Annotated in this window: 16 protein-coding genes; 3 read left to right on the top strand and 13 right to left on the bottom strand. The window is 47.9% G+C overall.

Going from position 1 to position 17,046, the window contains the following annotated elements:
- Positions 1–136 precede the first annotated feature (136 nt).
- Positions 137–1,372 carry an MFS transporter gene (locus tag C504_RS0101090; RefSeq protein ID WP_018687447.1) on the top strand — a complete coding sequence of 412 codons (1,236 nt, stop codon included), beginning with the start codon at positions 137–139 and terminating at the stop codon, positions 1,370–1,372.
- A gap of 175 nt (positions 1,373–1,547) precedes the next feature.
- Here C504_RS0101090 and recO read toward each other — a convergent pair whose 3' ends face one another.
- The 11 genes from recO to dapA all read right to left on the bottom strand — a co-directional run bounded on the left by recO (position 1,548) and on the right by dapA (position 10,771).
- Positions 1,548–2,282: a DNA repair protein RecO gene (recO, locus tag C504_RS0101085; protein ID WP_018687446.1), complete on the bottom strand. Its 735-nt coding sequence runs from the start codon at positions 2,280–2,282 to the stop codon at positions 1,548–1,550.
- 18 nt (positions 2,283–2,300) lie between these two features.
- Entirely contained in the window at positions 2,301–3,233 is a 933-nt protein-coding gene (gene era / locus C504_RS0101080; protein ID WP_018687445.1) for a GTPase Era, read from the bottom strand.
- Positions 3,230–3,964 (bottom strand): ribonuclease III, encoded by a 735-nt coding sequence (rnc, locus tag C504_RS0101075; RefSeq protein ID WP_018687444.1) that lies wholly within the window; start codon positions 3,962–3,964, stop codon positions 3,230–3,232. Before rnc ends, era begins: the two co-directional genes overlap by 4 nt.
- A complete protein-coding gene (lepB, locus tag C504_RS0101070; RefSeq protein ID WP_018687443.1) occupies positions 3,961–4,704 on the bottom strand; it encodes a signal peptidase I in 744 nt (247 codons plus the stop codon). The genes rnc and lepB overlap by 4 nt, the downstream gene beginning before the upstream one ends.
- 96 nt (positions 4,705–4,800) lie before the next feature.
- Positions 4,801–5,205, bottom strand: a complete 405-nt coding sequence (gene acpS / locus C504_RS0101065) for a holo-ACP synthase (RefSeq protein WP_018687442.1) — start codon at positions 5,203–5,205, stop codon at positions 4,801–4,803.
- Positions 5,202–5,834, bottom strand: a complete 633-nt coding sequence (locus C504_RS0101060) for a DUF2062 domain-containing protein (RefSeq protein ID WP_018687441.1) — start codon at positions 5,832–5,834, stop codon at positions 5,202–5,204. Before C504_RS0101060 ends, acpS begins: the two co-directional genes overlap by 4 nt.
- A gap of 182 nt (positions 5,835–6,016) precedes the next feature.
- Positions 6,017–8,272, bottom strand: a complete 2,256-nt coding sequence (locus tag C504_RS0101055; protein ID WP_018687440.1) for a RelA/SpoT family protein — start codon at positions 8,270–8,272, stop codon at positions 6,017–6,019.
- Positions 8,273–8,380: 108 nt separating this feature from the next.
- The gene (gene rpoZ / locus C504_RS0101050) at positions 8,381–8,755 is read right to left on the bottom strand and encodes a DNA-directed RNA polymerase subunit omega (protein WP_018687439.1); all 375 of its coding nucleotides are present in this window, start codon (positions 8,753–8,755) and stop codon (positions 8,381–8,383) included.
- A 159-nt stretch (positions 8,756–8,914) separates the two neighbouring features.
- Complete coding sequence (locus C504_RS0101045) at positions 8,915–9,370, bottom strand: GAF domain-containing protein (RefSeq protein WP_018687438.1); 456 nt, start codon at positions 9,368–9,370, stop codon at positions 8,915–8,917.
- Positions 9,370–9,849 carry an SsrA-binding protein SmpB gene (gene smpB / locus C504_RS0101040; protein ID WP_018687437.1) on the bottom strand — a complete coding sequence of 160 codons (480 nt, stop codon included), beginning with the start codon at positions 9,847–9,849 and terminating at the stop codon, positions 9,370–9,372. The genes C504_RS0101045 and smpB overlap by 1 nt, the downstream gene beginning before the upstream one ends.
- Positions 9,850–9,874: 25 nt before the next feature.
- Complete coding sequence (dapA, locus tag C504_RS0101035; RefSeq protein WP_018687436.1) at positions 9,875–10,771, bottom strand: 4-hydroxy-tetrahydrodipicolinate synthase; 897 nt, start codon at positions 10,769–10,771, stop codon at positions 9,875–9,877.
- A gap of 263 nt (positions 10,772–11,034) precedes the next feature.
- Between dapA and C504_RS16970 the strand changes: the two genes are divergently transcribed.
- Positions 11,035–13,065 carry a lytic transglycosylase domain-containing protein gene (locus C504_RS16970; protein ID WP_169385070.1) on the top strand — a complete coding sequence of 677 codons (2,031 nt, stop codon included), beginning with the start codon at positions 11,035–11,037 and terminating at the stop codon, positions 13,063–13,065.
- An 87-nt stretch (positions 13,066–13,152) separates the two neighbouring features.
- Positions 13,153–14,049 carry an alpha/beta fold hydrolase gene (locus tag C504_RS0101025; RefSeq protein ID WP_018687434.1) on the top strand — a complete coding sequence of 299 codons (897 nt, stop codon included), beginning with the start codon at positions 13,153–13,155 and terminating at the stop codon, positions 14,047–14,049.
- Positions 14,050–14,238: 189 nt separating this feature from the next.
- Here the strand turns inward: C504_RS0101025 and C504_RS0101020 are convergent, their stop codons facing one another.
- A complete protein-coding gene (locus C504_RS0101020; RefSeq protein ID WP_018687433.1) occupies positions 14,239–15,255 on the bottom strand; it encodes a porin in 1,017 nt (338 codons plus the stop codon).
- Between the two features lie 374 nt (positions 15,256–15,629).
- Positions 15,630–17,045 (bottom strand): helix-turn-helix domain-containing protein, encoded by a 1,416-nt coding sequence (locus C504_RS0101015; protein WP_018687432.1) that lies wholly within the window; start codon positions 17,043–17,045, stop codon positions 15,630–15,632.
- Position 17,046 lies beyond the last annotated feature (1 nt).

Raw genomic sequence — 17,046 nt, 5'->3', positions numbered from 1 at the left:
TTGAGCATAATGTGCTTTGAAGGCGGCTCTTGTTTGGGCCGCCTTTTATAAATAAAAAATTCTCACCTGAGCTAACAATTTTATTGAATTGCGTCTTGCACGGGAAAAGTACAATTTCGCCGCTCAGGAGATTCCCATGCATTCATCAACCTCGCCTGCTAAATCCGATTACCCTTGGCTCATTATTGCATCTGGCTGTCTTATTGCGGCTATGACCTTCGGGCCACGTTCTGCAATGGGGTTCTTTCAGCTGCCTATGCTTGCCGACACTGGTTGGAGCCGCTCTGATTTTGGGCTCGCCATGGCTTTGCAAAACCTCATGTGGGGCGTTGGCCAGCCGTTCTTTGGTGCAATTGCAGATAAATTCGGCACATGGCGCGTTTTGGCACTTTCCGGCTTCATCTATGCAGCAGGTTTGCTGCTCATGGCTTCGCCTGAAAGCCTTTGGTATTTGCATTTGGGCGGCGGCGTCATGGTGGGGCTTGGCATTGCATCTGGCTCATTTGGTATCGTGCTGGCTGCCTTTGCGCGCAATGTTACGGCTGAACAGCGCAGTTTTACTTTTGGTTTAGGAACTGCAGCAGGTTCTGCGGGCATGTTCATTTTTGCGCCCTACTCACAGGCACTGATCAATCATTTTGGCTGGTCGGACTCATTGCTTATTTTATCAGCAATGATGCTTATCATTCCGATACTCGCCATACCGCTACGCGGTAATTCATCTTCTGGCACACAGAAGCAAAAGGATGTGGCCCAATCAATCGGTGCGGCATTGCGCGAAGCGTTTTCGCATCAATCATATATTTTGCTTGCAGCAGGCTTTTTTGTCTGTGGCTTCCAAGTGGCGTTTATTACGGCCCATTTTCCCGCTTACATTGGCGATATCGGTATTGAAGCAAAGTTTGCGGTGCTTGGCCTCGCCTTAATCGGGTTCTTTAATATTATTGGCTCTTTAGCATCGGGAATTATCGGGCAAAAATACTCCAAGCCGATTTTTCTTGCCTTGATTTATATCGGTCGCTCAATCGCTGTGACTGCATTTTTACTGCTCCCGCAAACAGGCACGTCTGTTGTTATTTTTGCCAGCGTTATGGGGCTGTTGTGGCTTTCCACTGTGCCGCCGACCAACGCGCTCGTCGCGATTATGTTCGGGACGCGGTATCTTGGCATGTTGGGCGGTATTGTCTTTTTCTCACACCAAATCGGATCATTCCTTGGCGTTTGGCTGGGCGGCTATTTTTATGACATTTATGGTTCATATGATCCCGTTTGGTGGCTGGGCGTTATACTTGGACTTTTTGCAGCACTTATACATTGGCCAATCAAAGAAACGGCTATCGAAAGAGAAAATATAGTTATCCCAGCAGAATAAATTAATTTTCGTCATAAAGTTGCCATATAATATTCTTACACTATATTTAAGTTGGATGATGGCAGCCCATATATTTGTCAAAGGCACTCAATCCCCAAAGTGCCTCTAGCGCAGCCCTCGCGCTTTATCATCCCAATTTGGCGGCCAAGTTGGCCGCCTTTTTTCTGTCTTGAGTTTAAGCAGCTGGCCATTTTTTGGATGCCGCATTCAAAAAGCCAATGCGCGATTCCGGTGGCTTTACCCCTCTTGGATAATAAATATCGCGGTCAAAGAAATAGCCCAACATATGAAAAGCATCCGCTAAGTCACTGATTGAGCATTCACGCTCACTGCTTTTCATCAAAAACTGCGGCAAAGGAAGCAGCTTGTCTTTCCAAGGCTCCCCCGCCTCTGCGCTCACCGCTTGCCCACTTTTAGGCGATATATAGATCAGATTTTCGCGCACACCGCTGCCTGCACACCGTGACAGATCAAGCCCAAAGCCAAGCTCATCCAGCAAACGCATCTCGAATTTGACCATCAAGGGGCCTGCAATTTCCGGCTTATCTAAATGTTCCAGAAGTACTTCGAGCGCGCCATACATCGCCTCATGCGGATCACGCTCAGGCAGCAATCGCAAATGGCTGCCCAGCAATTGTATCGCGTTGACGCCCAAAGCGCTTTCCATCAACCGCGCTGCGGTCATTTGCAGCGGTTCAATTTGATAAGTGCCAAGATGCTCATCAATGCGAGCACGCCAAACCGCTTCAACTCTATTTCCAGGTTGAAGAAAAGGCTGCATTCTGCGGGATCTACCGCCGCGCACAAGGCCCAAATGGCGGCCATGTTTAGGCGTCATAAGTTCAACAATGAGACTTGTCTCACCGTGCTTTTTACACCCTATGATAATGCCTTCGCCGCGCCATTCCATCCGGCTTAACCTATAGCATTAATCGTGGAAATCGAGCCCCATTTCGCGGTAACGCGCAGGGTCGTCGCCCCAGTTTTTGCGTACTTTAACAAATAGGAACAGATGAACTTTCTGTTCCGTTAGCTCGGTAATTTCTTTACGGGCTTGCATCGAGATGTTTTTGATCGCCTCACCCTTATGGCCCAGCACAATCTTCTTTTGGCTGTCGCGCTCAACATAGATCGTTTGTTCAACTCTTACAGAACCATCGGGCTTTTCTTCCCAAGCTTCGGTTTCAACAGTTGTTGCATAGGGTAATTCCTGATGCAGACGATCATAGATTTTCTCGCGCGTGATTTCAGACGCAAGAATTCGCATCGGTAAATCAGACACCTGATCTTCAGGATAATACCAAGGGCCTTCCGGCAATGCTTTTGCGAGTGCATCCAGTACACTTTTACAGCCATGGCCTTTGAGCGCTGAAACCATGAAAGTTTGATCGAACGAAACACGTTTATTCAGCTCGGTTGTCAGCGCCAACAAATCCGGCGGATCGATCATGTCAATTTTGTTTAAAATCAGCCACTTAGGTTGGCGAACTTCTGAAAGTGATTCAATGATACGCTCTTCGTCGTCGCGTATGCCTTTGCGGGCATCAATCATCACAAGTACGATGTCGGCATCATGCGCACCAGTCCAAGCCGTTGACACCATTGCGCGGTCTAGCCTGCGCTTAGGCTGGAAAATACCTGGCGTGTCCATGAAAACAATCTGCGTATTTTCATGCATGGCAATGCCGCGAATAAGCGTACGTGTTGTTTGGACTTTGTGGGAGACAATCGAAACTTTGGAGCCGACCAAGCGGTTCAACAAAGTTGATTTACCTGCATTGGGCGAACCTATGAATGCAGCAAAGCCTGACCTAGTTGCAGGCTTATCTTCGCTCATTGTTACGGGTTGATCTTCACTCATTTTGAAACGCCTTTGGTTTCAGGTTTCCATACCGCTTCGCGGCGAAGTAATTTTTCAGCTGCAGCTTGTTCAGCAAGGCGCTTAGACCGCCCTTCGGCTCGTTCAGCCTTAAGCTTACCAACCTTAACCTCAATCACAAATACCGGTTCATGATCCGGTCCTTCGCGAGAAATCTCAGTATAGGCTGGCACTGTCTCGTGGTATTTGTGTGACCACTCTTGCAATTCCGTTTTAGCATCGCGCCGTGCTGCGGCAACATGCGCGGCACGTGGCTCCCAATAGCGATTAATAAACTGCCGTGCCGCAGGTATTCCACCATCAAGATAAATTGTTGCAATGAGCGATTCGACCACATCTGCACGCATATTTTTCTGGCGCTCAGACTGTAGATCGCGCACATCTGCGCCAGTGCGAATAACTTCGTGCAATTTCAGCTCGTCAGCGATCTCTGCTAAGGTTTCAGCATTGACTAGCGCGTTAAGGCGCACTGAAAGTTCGCCCTCATTGGCTTCGGCAAAACGTGCAAACAGCATTTCGGCAATACAAAGCCCCAGCACACGGTCGCCTAAGAACTCCAGACGCTCATAATCCTTGCCGGTGCGATGCTGCGCACTGGAATGCGTCAATGCACGATCAAGACGCACGATGTCTTTAAACTTATGGCCCGTTAGCTCTTCAAGCTTTTCAAGCTTTTGAGAAGATACAGTTCCTGCAGGTGCGTTATTCGTCATTCTGCCGCCGACTTAAACAAACGATCACCTCGTACAGATGACGGCCAGCGCCAAATCTCTAATGGTGAAGCGCCATCAGCAATCGAGAAGAAGATATAGTTGGCGCGGCCAACCAAATTTTCCATTGGTACGAAACCAACGCTAAAGCGGCTGTCAGATGAATTATCGCGGTTATCGCCCATTGCGAAGAAATGATCTTCCGGCACGGTAAATTCGCGCGTGCTATCGCCTGCTGCACCTTGTGTAAGGTCTAGCGTGGTATATGTCACACCATTGGGCAAAGTCTCACGGTAAACATCAACCGCACGGTCTTCCTCGGTAATATCAACATCTTCGATTGTACCGATTTTCTCGCGCTCAACAGCTGTACCATTTATGAAAAGTACGCCCTCCTTCATTTGCACCTTATCGCCAGGCAAACCGATAACGCGTTTAATATAATCTAGGCTTGGATCAGGCGGGAACTTGAAAACAGCGACATCGCCGCGTTTCGGCTCACTGCCCCAGATACGGCCTTCAAACAGATCAGGGCTAAATGGCAAAGAATGTTTTGAATATCCGTATGCCCATTTGGTCACAAACAGATAATCGCCTTCCAATAAGGTTGGCCGCATAGAGCCAGATGGAATTGAAAACGGTTGAAACAATAACGAACGGATCACAACCGCCAAAAGAAGGGCCTGAACGATAACGGAAATTGTTTCGCCAATACCGCCCGGTTTTTTCTCAGTTTTTGCCAATTTTATATTCCGATTCTTAGATCATAGCGTCATAATTATGATGCGCGTCATAGACCTATCGCGGCTTGCTCGCAATCCCAAGATGACAAACCGTCATTATGACGCTGCAGGAAGCGCCTCGATGATCACAAATGCCTGTGCAAGTGGATAATCATCAGTGATTGTGATGTGGATATGAGGCACATGCCCATCCGGCATCAAGCGCAAAAGTTGCGCTTCAGCACCATTGGTCAATTTCATTGTTGGCTTACCACTGGGCAGGTTTGCGACGCCCATATCGCGCCAAAACACGCCTCTTGATATCCCTGTACCCAGCGCTTTTGACATTGCTTCTTTTGCAGCGAACCTTTTGGCATACGACGCTGCGCGCTGTTGCCGTTTGTCAGATTTTTTCTGCTCAATTTCCGTAAAAACACGATTGGTGAAGCGCTCACCATGTTTTTCAAGGGTTTTCTCAATCCGGCGAATATCAATTAAGTCACTGCCAAGCCCGATAATCATGACGAAGCCTCAGCATTTGCCGAGTGAACCGCACTTTGCTTCGACTTTTCGTCTGCGCACTTTGCAAGCTCTTGCGTTTTTGCCTGCGCTTTTACTATTTTCTTTGAAAGGCGGCGCTGCTGAAAAGCGGCCGTTGCTTTGCGAAGCGGAAAATAAAACAACGCGCCAGCGACGATACCCATCGGTACACCACCAACAATCATTGGCAAAATATAAGGATCCCAAACAGCTTTAAAGCCATATGCTTTTAACGTGTGGAGAAAGCCTTCAGCGCCTGAAGAAATCTCGACTGACCGGCCCAAGATCATACGGCCGAGCTCTAATGTTGCAGCCCAAATAAACGGAAATGTAATCGGATTACCGACAGCGGTTCCAAGTCCTGCCGCGATAAACGATGCGCGTAGCAACCAAGCCAGCGCAAACGACAAGACAAAATGAAAGCCCATGAACGGCGTAAAGGACGCAAACACACCTATCGCAAATCCAAGTCCGATAGCGCGCGGTGTCGCGCGGATTCGCATAACACGCTTCCAAACATAACGGCTGGAACGCGCATGGTTACGGCGCGGCCAGAGATAGACGCGCAACCGCGTCCAAAACCCGTCCTGTTTTCGCCGTTTGAACAGCATGAAAGTCCTACCAATGCATTTTGGGCAACGCAGCCAACAAAAACCACCTGTTGCCGCCCCTCACTCTTGAGCTAGCACAAAGTCGTTTAATATGTGTTGCAGATCGATCTTATATTGACCTTATCCTATGAAATTCGGGCGGCAATTTGTCCTGCCTAAATAGTATGAAGTCTATACGAGGCTTAAGAGTGTCGACGTTCTGCCGTGCTAACGGCAGGTGACGCTCTTAGCTGCGATAATAAACGGTTCAAATGTTTGACATCCCAAACTTCCAGATCAAACAACATCTCTGTAAAATCTGGTGCTGTGCGAGCCATCGACATTGTGTGAATATTTGCATCATTATCAGCAATAACTTTGGAAATTTCAGCCAATGAACCAGGTGCATTGATCGCAGTTACAGCTGTTTGAACTGGAAAACGCTTACGGTTGGTCTGATCAATGTCCCAGCGCACATCAATCCAACGTTCCGGCTGATCATCATAGGCAGCCAAAGCAGAGGACTGAATCGGGAAAATCGTAATACCTTTTCCTGGTGTGGCGATGCCTATAATTCTATCGCCTGGAACGGCACCTTCGGCCGTAAAGCTGACAGGCAAGTCGCCTGCTGCACCTCGAATAGCCAATGTGCGATCTTTGGATGCATTGTCGCCCTCTTCTGGATCGGCGGCCTCAGGAAACTTGAACATCATGCCATTGGCATCAGACAAGTTGAACCAGCCTTCACCCAACAATTCAGCATTGGGCGCTGCATCATCATCGGATTGGAAGTCACGAAATACAGCTTTTAACACCTTTGTAGAGGATAGCTCGCCTCGCCCAACCGCTGCCAGCAAATCATCAACTTCACTAAAGCCAAGCGCTTCTAATCCGTCCTTAATAATCTCGCGCGAATACGGTTTTGCTGCACGCTCAAATGAACGGTCGAGAATTCGATTACCTAACCCAGCATATTGCTTGCGCACGGCCATGCGGGTTGCACGGCGAATGGCAGAACGTGCCTTTCCTGTGACAACGATACTTTCCCATGCTGCTGGCGGCGCTGCCGCTGCTGACCGGATAATATCAACTTCATCACCGCTTTGTAGCTGTGTGACCAATGGCATAATGCGCCCGTTGATCTTTGCGCCAACGCAGGAATTCCCCACATCAGTATGCACCGCATAAGCAAAATCGACAGGAATAGCGCCGCGCGGCAATGCAATTAAGCGGCCTTTTGGCGTGAAACAAAAAACCTGATCGTGAAATAGCTCAAGCTTCGTATTTTCCAGAAACTCTTCTGGGTTATCGCCTTCTGAAAGCGCCTCAATCGTATGGCGAAGCCAAGAATAAGAATTAGTATCTTTAAAGGCAGAAAGCTCTTTCTTCGATTGGGTTTCGCCTTTTGCATTTTCTGCGCCCAAGGGCTGATCTTTGTAAATTGCGTGGGTAGCAACGCCAAATTCAGCAACTTCGTTCATCGCGACAGAACGTATCTGCAGTTCAACACGCTGTTTTGACGGACCGACAATCGTTGTGTGTAATGAACGATAATCGTTGGATTTCGGCGTTGAAATATAATCCTTGAAACGACCCGGCACCATTTTCCACTTGCGATGCACGATGCCCAGCGCTCGATAGCAATCGTCTTCATTCTCAACAATGATGCGGAAACCGAAGATGTCAGAGAGCTGTTCGAATGAAAGACCTTTGGCCTCCATTTTTCTAAACACGGACCAAGCTTTTTTCTGGCGGCTCTTAACAGAAGCATGGATGCCATTATCTGCGAGCAGGTTTTTGAGCGTTGAAGAAATTTCAGCCAGTGTTTCCTTATTAAACTCAGCAAGCTGCGTTAGGCGCTGACCCACAGTGCTGTAGCCATCTGGATTAATATGCTGGAATGCAAGGCTCTCAAGCTCTTCGCGCATATCCTGCATACCCATGCGGCCAGCAAGCGGCGCGTAGATATCCATTGTTTCTTCTGCAATGCGCAATCGCTTGTCAGGGCGCATGTGATCGAGCGTGCGCATATTATGCAGTCTGTCGGCTAATTTTACCAACAGCACACGCACATCATCTGAAATTGCGAGCAGTAGTTTGCGAAGATTTTCGGCTTGTGCTGCCTTTTTAGACATCAAATCAAGACGGCCAATTTTGGTAAGGCCTTCGACAAGACGCGCAGTATCTTCGCCGAACATCTCCTCAATCTCAACGCGCGTTGCGCTCGTATCCTCGATTGTGTCGTGCAGCAGCGCGACTGCTATCGTGCTTTCATCCATATTCATGTCGGTCAAAATGGCCGCAACTTCGAGTGGATGAGAGAAATATGGATCGCCAGAAGCCCTCGTCTGGCCACCATGTTTGTTCATGGCGTAGACATAAGCCTTGTTGAGCAGTGCTTCGTTCACATCGGGCTTGTATCGCTGCACGCGTTCGACAAGCTCGTATTGACGCATCATAGGGTAGTATTGCTCCAACAAAAAATACGCGGTGCCTAATGGTCACCGCGTATAGTATATAAGCCTCTAATTAACAGGCTATAAAGAGCTAATTTCAGATAATTTGAATTAGTTGTCGTCAGATTTTTCTGGCGGCACAAGACCTTCAATACCTGCAAGCAATTCTTCTTCACTCATGGAGTTAAAAGTAATCTGCTCAAGCGGTTCACCATCACCAGATGGTTGATCCACGACTTCTGCTTCTGGTTCATCAACTTCAACATGTTTTTGAAGCGAATGAATCAGATCTTCTTCAAGATCACCAGGGGACAATGTTTCATCTGCGATTTCGCGCAGAGCAACAACTGGGTTTTTATCATTATCGCGGTCGATAGTGATTGAAGCACCTTGAGAAACCTGACGTGCACGATGTGCAGCAAGCAGGACGAGATCAAAGCGATTTTCAACTTTATCGACGCAATCTTCGACGGTCACGCGGGCCATTTAGCGTTCCTTTTCGTCGTTTGAACGGGAAATTAGTTGCCCCGCTATACAGAACTCATAATACAAACGCAAGAATTAGAAACATCGCAAACACAGAAAAGCGGTCTTTGCGCGTCTAACACCTGAATTGCATGTCATCTTAGCGATTTTATGCGGCGCTTAAGCTTCAAAAACGCTTTTTAGAATCGCTTCTAATGCGTGCTGATCATTTTTATTAAAAGCGGCAGACTGATTGCTGTCGATATCAAGAACACCAATGAGTTTTTTGTTTTTATCAAAAACAGGAAGCACGATCTCGGATTTCGTTGTTGATGAACAAGCAATATGCCCTGAGAATGCTTCAACATCATCCACAAGCTGCGTTGTCTGCGTTTTGGCAGCTGCGCCACAAACGCCTTTATCAAAAGGGATCACAAGGCAGCCGTGACCGCCTTGATAGGGGCCAATCTTCAACAGATTAGGTTCAACAACGCGGTAAAATCCCGTCCAGTCGAAACGATCATCCGAATGATGCAGCTCACACGCAAGTGTCGCCATCAACGCCACTTCATCTGTTTCGCCATGTGTCAAACTTTCAATAACCTTGGCCAGATAATCGTAATCGACAACCGCCATTAGTTATTCTCTTTCAGAATGCGTGATTTTTCACGATTCCAGTCGCGCTTTTTCGCGGTTTCGCGCTTATCCGCAACGTTTTTACCTTTTGCCAAAGCTATTTCCAGCTTAGCGCGGCCGCGATCATTAAAATATAATTTTAACGGCACGATCGTCATGCCTTGACGATCAACACCATTTGCCAGTTTGACAATTTCTTTTTGATGCAGAAGCAATTTGCGGCGGCGGCGCGGTTCATGGTTGAACTTATTGGCTTCTAAATATTCAGGTACATGCGCATTAATGAGCCACATCTCACCATTTTCGTAAGACGCGTAACTCTCGGCGATGTTTGCCTCGCCGTTTCTCAAGCTCTTTACCTCTGTGCCATGCAACATAATGCCGGCTTCAAAAGTTTCATCAATCGCAAAATCGAACCGTGCTCTGCGGTTCTCAGCGATAAATTTTCCTGACGATTTTTTCTTTTTTGAATTGCCCATGATGATTAAATGCGAACGATTGTTCTCAATTCAAGAGACCAGCATGACGCATCGCATCATCAATTGCCATTTGTGTCGATTTTTCAACCGCTAACATTGGTGAACGCAAATGGTTTTCGACTTTGCCAAGCTTTGACAGAGCATATTTTGTGCCTGCAACACCTGGTTCCATAAACAATGCTTTGTGCAAAGGCATCAAGCGATCTTGGTACTCAAGCGCTTTTACATAATCACCAGCAAGCGTTGCTTCCTGAAATTCGCAGCATAGGCGCGGCGCAACATTGGCCGTTACAGAAATAGCACCAACGCCGCCATGTGCATTATAGCCAAGCGATGTCGCATCTTCTGCTGAAAGCTGAATGAAATCCTTGCCGCAGACCATGCGCTGCACTGAAGCGCGCTCCATTGAGCCGACAGCATCTTTAACACCCCAAATATTGGCAAAATCATGCGCCAGACGGCCCATCGTTTCTGGCGTCATATCAACCACAGAACGCGCTGGAATATTATAGATGAAAATCGGAATCTTCACAGCCTCTGCCATCGCAGCAAAATGTGCGTATAGGCCACGCTGAGTGGGACGATTATAATAAGGTGTTACGGCTAGAATGCTGTCTGCCCCAGCTTTTTCAGCGTGAACAGCAAGCTCTACAGCCTCAACAGTGTTGTTTGAGCCAGCGCCTGCCATTACAGGCACACGGCCTGCAACATGCGCGACAACCAGCTCTGTGACACGTTTGTGCTCATCATGGGAAAGCGTTGCGCTCTCACCAGTCGTGCCAACAGGCACGATTACCTTCGTGCCCTCTTCGATCTGCCAATCAACAAAGGCGCGAAGCGCTGTTTCATCCACGGCACCTGATGCATCAAAAGGTGTCACTATAGCTGTCATTGAGCCACGATAGCTTTGACGGTCAGTCATTCTAGTCTCCCAGCGTTATGCTGATTGTTTATGTTGCGCTTTTGGACCTAGAATTAGCGTAACGCAAGTATCTGCAGCGCGCTCCATAGATTTTTCCAGTCGAGGCACTTTTTACGCCACATTATCGTTACCAAATTTTAACCATAGATTTACGCGAATCTTCGAGTTTTGGGATGTTGCGCCCAATTGCTGACACTGTACTTTGCTCCAAGGACAAAATGAACCGTCAATTAACTTCGTCAAAAATTATACACGGCGCGCTGATGAGCAGCGGCGCAGTCGCTATGCTTGTTTTCGGCGTTTATATGTTTTTGCCCTCCGATGACCCCATTGATCAAAGCAACACAGGCGCAGTAATCTCTACAGGCTTAGAAGAAGACAAAGTCGCATTGAACACAAAGCCTGATGCACCGGCCATAATTAATAGCTCAACTGTGCAGCTTAAAACCGGACTAGATGCATTAAAATCGGGCGATATTCTTGCGGCAATAAAAACGCGCGATGAACTGCCTGAAGCAGATATTGACCGTGCTTTACTGAGTTGGCTGATTGCAACATCAGGCCACAAAGACGTGCCTGCCAGTGAGATTCGAAACACACTGGAAAAGCTCAAAGATTGGCCAAGCCAGACGACAATGAAGAGCAATCTTGAGCGCGCAATGGCGCAAGATCCGCTGTCTCTCATGCGGCTTCGTTTAACAATGGGCGATGAAGCCCCCCTTACCTTTCAAGGGGCTTATGCATTAGCGAAAACATATCAAGCCACCGGCAATATTGAAAAAGCAAGGGCGCTGCTGCTGCCATTTTGGCATGACACTGTTTTAAGCGCCGGCGACGAAAGCCACATATTGGAAACATTTGGCGATGTACTCACAAAGCGTGATCACGAAATTCGCTATTTTAATATGATGGTTCGTGACCGCATTAGCTCAGGTGCGCGCATTGCACCATTTTTGGATTATGGCGATATTCACGACGCGTGGACTGCGGTTATCCGCCGGCAAAAAGCTGCCCGTTCTAAAATTGATAAAATCACTGAAAACAACCAAAAAACAGTTGCTTACACTTATCTTAAAACAGAGTTTTTAAGACGTTCGGATGAGAACAAAAAAGCGATTGAGCTTTTAAAATCCATGCCGAAAACGGCAGAATTTACCATCAACGCCGATGCTTGGTGGGATGAGCGGCGCATAATTTCGCGGCAAATGCTAGAAGATGGCGATCCGCAAACGGCCTATGATCTGGCATCACAGCATGAGGGCGGCGCTGAAACGACGCAAGTTGATGCTGCTTTTCACGCTGGATGGTACGCGCTGCGCGGTCTCAAGAAACCCGAACTTGCTGTTTCTCATTTTGAGAAAATAATCGAAATTGCACAGGGCAATATTTCGAAAGCCCGAGGCTATTATTGGCTGGCAAGATCTTTGACAGATCAAGAAAAATCCAAGCAAGCTTACCAAAAGGCAGCAACATACAACACCACGTTCTACGGACAGTTAGCAGCCGACCATTTGGGGCAGCCTTCAGCGCTTTCTGGGCGCCCAATTACGCGCGATAAAACCGTTGATGCTCAGATACTTAAAGCCATTGACCGCCTGATTGAGCTTGGTGAAACAAACCTCGCACGCAAAGCCTATGTTGCGCTTGGCTGGTCCGCTGACGACACCTCGCTTCTTGCTTTGGCAGCAGCACACGCCTCTGACAATCAAGATTATTATGCAGCCTTAAAACTGGCCAAAGCAGCTGACTGGCGCGGGCTGGACATGGGCTCTTTAACCCATCCGCTTGGCGCAATTTCTGATGCAACAGGGCTTGAAGCAAAGGATCACGCCCTTGCCTATGCGGTTGCGCGGCAAGAAAGCGAATTCAACATAGGTGCGGTTTCAAGCGCTAATGCGCGGGGCTTATTGCAAGTTCTTCCTGGCACAGCAAAGCAAATGGCTGCGGCAGAAAAGATGGCCTATGCGCCTGAAAAATTGACGCAAGATGCAAATTATAATGCGCGACTTGGGGTTGCTTATCTCAATAGCCAATTCCAAAAATTTGATGGCTCCTACATTCTCACCTTTGCCGCTTATAATGCGGGACCGCGCAGGGCCGAAGAATGGATGAAGCGTTTTGGTGATCCACGCGGTAAACCTTTATATGAGGTGATCGACTGGATTGAGGCCATTTCCTATCCAGAGACACGCAATTATGTTCAGCGCTTGATGGAAAATTTGCAGGTTTATAAAATGCAACTCGGGCAGAAAACTTCCATTGCACACGATTTGCGTTTTGGAACAAATCCATAAGAATATGTGCTCAATCGCTGCATAGACCTACAATTTGCAAGATATTCGCCCTATGGTCGCATCAAATTCTCATTAGGACACTTTCGGATGACCAATTCTGCCGTTCAATGCCACATTGAAAGCCGTTTTTACACGAGCCGCGACGGCTTGCGGCTTCATGCGCGGGATTATGTGCCGTTTGATGCGGCGCATGAGGAAAATCTTCCGGTTATTTGTTTGCATGGCTTGAGCCGAAATGCGCGGGATTTCGATCTTTTAGCCAAGCACCTCGCCTCACATCCGCAAACGCCGCGCCGCGTTATTGCTTTTGATTATAGAGGCCGCGGCCTGTCAGAATATGACAAGAACTGGTCAAACTATAATGTGCTGATGGAAGCCGAAGATATTGTTAGCGGCTTAAATGCGCTGGGTATCGAGCATGGAATTTTTATTGGCACATCGCGCGGCGGTCTTATCACATTTGTTCTGGCCGGCATGCGCCCAACGGCACTTAAAGGCATCGTGCTTAATGATATTGGCCCAGTCATTGATGGTGCTGGCTTGATGCAAATCCGAAGCTATCTTCAACAAGCGCCCCGCCCCAAAAATTGGAATGAAGCGATAGAGGCGCAAAAGAAGATTATGGGTAAAAGCTTCCCTGCCCTGACAGAGGAAGATTGGCTGTTTGAAGCAGAATGCCGCTATTCGCAAAAGGATGGAGTTTTATCGGCAGATTATGACCCGCATCTTGCAGATACGATGAAAGGCCTTAACGCCGGTGATCGCTTGCCGACAGCTTGGCCGCAATTTATTGGGCTTCGCCATTTGCCAATTTTGGTCATACGCGGCGAAAACTCAAATATTTTGTCCAAAGAGACGTTTGAGCAAATGAGTGCTGTTCATCCAAAGATGCAGCAGCTTCACGTTGAAGGCCAAGGCCATGCACCCATGCTGCATACGAGTGGTCTTGATGATGCCATTGCGCAGTTTTGCGCAAAAATCTGATCTCAGCGCGTTTTAGCTAAGCGACTTATCACGCTCTATTGTTTCATTAGGCTAGGCACAAGAGCCTGATGAAAGCTGCGGACATGAATCTCTATCTAGAAAATTAAGCCGCACACTTTTCTAAAATACAAGACACAAAAAACCCGGCAGTTGCCTGCCGGGTTTTTCGTTCAAATCTGAAAGGTCAGATTAGAATGCGCGTGTGAAGCGAATACGGCCATCAACTTCACCGTCAACATTGTCGCCGTTGGCATAACGAATACGAGCGTCAACATCGAAACCAGATACGATCTCGTAGTTTACACCAGCACCAACGATGTAACCATCGTTAGAAGTTCCCAACCAATTCATACCATAGTTAAAGCCTGCACGTGCAGATAGTTTTTCTGTCAAGTCTGCAGAGATGTCGGCACCAATTACATGCTCAAAGTTAGCAAGGTATTCTGCTCCTAGTGCATCATCATCAGAGTATTGGTAACCAAGACCAATTGTTGCTGCACCGAAGTCGTAAGAAGCATAGATCTTACCAGTCAAAGCCTCAGCTGATTCGTTATATGCAAGACCAGCACGTACACCGAACTGCCCAACTGAACCATCAACATCCAAAACAACGTCTGGCATATAGTCGCCATCACCAGCTACATCTTCTTCAAGAGCAAGAGTGATGCCGAAGCCACCTGCGTTTGCTGTGTATGCAACCATACCAACTTCGCCTGGGCCAAAGTTTACGATACCATCGCCATCAGCACCAAAACCCCAGTCCCACCATGAAGCGTTCTTACCGATTGTAAGACCTGCAAGCTGGATAACAGCGTGGTCAATATGGATACCAGCGCCACCCAGACGAGGGTCTTGATCATAACCGATACGGACGCGTGAATAAAGTGGGCCGAGCTCTGTGTCGTTCCAAGCTTCAACGTCTAAACGAACTTCTGAACGTTTATTCCACTCATTAGCAAGGTAACCGTTATTAAGTACGCCACCGTTGTCATTCTCTGTAAGGTTCATTTCGTAACGAACATAACCTGAGAATTTCAAGCATGTTTCTGAACCAGGAATGTAGAAGTAGCCAGCGCCAGCTGCGTCACATACGCGTACGTATTCAACAGCTTCTGGCTCAGGAATTACAACTGCGTCAGCAGCACGTGCGCCTGATACAGCTACGAGAGCTGCTGCAGAACCGAGTAGTAGGCTCTTAATGTTCATAATTGACCTCCAGTCAAATAAGTTAAAACGGGTCTGGTATATCACAAGGACGTTTGTCCCATCCCCAATGTGTAAGAAACAAACGTCTGCCCGTTTCTTGATGTTGAACATACTCATGGTTTGGCGCAGAGCAATATCGTTTGTCGTTCCAGTGGGCCTTCACGGTGTGTTCAATTATGCTTGTTGCAAAAAAGACACGATTTCGTCAACGAACTGTTCACGAAGATTTACAATACGTTAACAAAAGGCCGCTTCCGTGTGAATCAGAGCGAATCTGTATGAGAATCGCTCTGATTTTGGCCCATTCACTAAAACAAAGATCAAACTGTAATAATTCAGGCGCGTTTCGAAGCTGCGAGCGAACCAGCAAGCGGTTAGAATGTATAGGGTATTGTTACACGCTCGTTCAAATCCACGCTGAGCGGATGCTGCAATGGCGGCACGGCGCGCTGATGGCAATCTGAACGCGGGCATATGCGGCAAGATATTCCAATTGGGTCAAAGGCTGATTCTTTGCCCACCTCCAAACCATCTGCATAAACCAATTGAACGGCATGTTTGATCTCGCACCCCAGCGCTAAAGCGTAACGCGGCGCAGGAACATTAAAGCCAGCGCCTTGATTGGTCACTTCTGTTGCAAGACATAAATAGCGCACACCATCGGGCGTTTCAGCCTTTTGCCGCAATATACGGCCCGGCGCTTCAAAGGCTGCATGGGCATTCCAAAGCGGACAAGTCGAACCAAAACGCGCAAACTGTAACTTCGTCGCGCTATGGCGCTTTGTGATGTTACCGGCTTGATCCACACGGGCAAAGAAAAACGGCACACCTTTGCGCCCAGATCTCTGCAATGTGCTGAGGCGGTGCGCGACCTGCTCTATGCTTGCACCAAAATGACGCGCCATAATGTGTAAATCGTGACGAACCTCGACAGCAAAGCCTGCAAAGCGCTCATACGGTAATAAAGTCGCGCCAGAGAAATAATTGGCCAAGCCGATGCGGCATATATCGGCAGCTTCCGGCGATCTGAAATTCGCCTGCTGGGCAATGCGATCGAGATTTGGCGCTTGCTCAAAGAAAGCGATCTGGTGCGCCATTTGAAAAATCCGCGATGATTGGCTCTGCACATTACTTAATGTCAGCAGTTTTTGCGCAGGATCATAACGGCGGATTGGCGCGTTATGGCTCACATCGTCACTTATATATACACGCACTTGATGTTGATCGAACAAATATTGAGTGAGCGCCTGATGCATATCGCGGTCAATTTTGGATAGTGTTTGCGCCAGCGCCTCACCTGCCCGATCAAGGCTGTCTATATAGTTGTCATTATAATGGAAGAAATCGCGCACTTCTTCATATGGCGTTAATTCGCTCAAAGCGCCGGAGCGCTCCAATGAATCATCAATTTGCGCAAGCCGTTCGCCAGCACGCCGCAATGCCTGATGCATATTAAGGAATGCACGGGCCACAATGGGCGATGTTTGCGAAAAGGTTTTCAAGTCACGTGATGATAATTGCTCTGCTTTGAAAAGCGGGTCGGCCAGCGCTTCGAGCAGATCAGCCAACAGGCGATCGCTGTCATTGTCTGATAAGGACGCAATATCAATGGAGAACACTTCTGCCAAACTGAGCAGCACAGAAGCTGTGACATGGCGCTGGTTGTTCTCAATCTGGTTGAGATAGCTTGTCGAAATCGACAGCCTTGCCGCCATTTCAGCCTGTGTATGGCCATGCTTGTCGCGCAGAGACCGAATGTTTTGACCGATAAAGAGTTTGCGTTCGCGCATT

The organism is Ahrensia kielensis DSM 5890 (genome assembly GCF_000374465.1).
Lineage (GTDB): Bacteria > Pseudomonadota > Alphaproteobacteria > Rhizobiales > Rhizobiaceae > Ahrensia > Ahrensia kielensis.
This window is presented reverse-complemented; position numbering and strand designations above follow the sequence as displayed.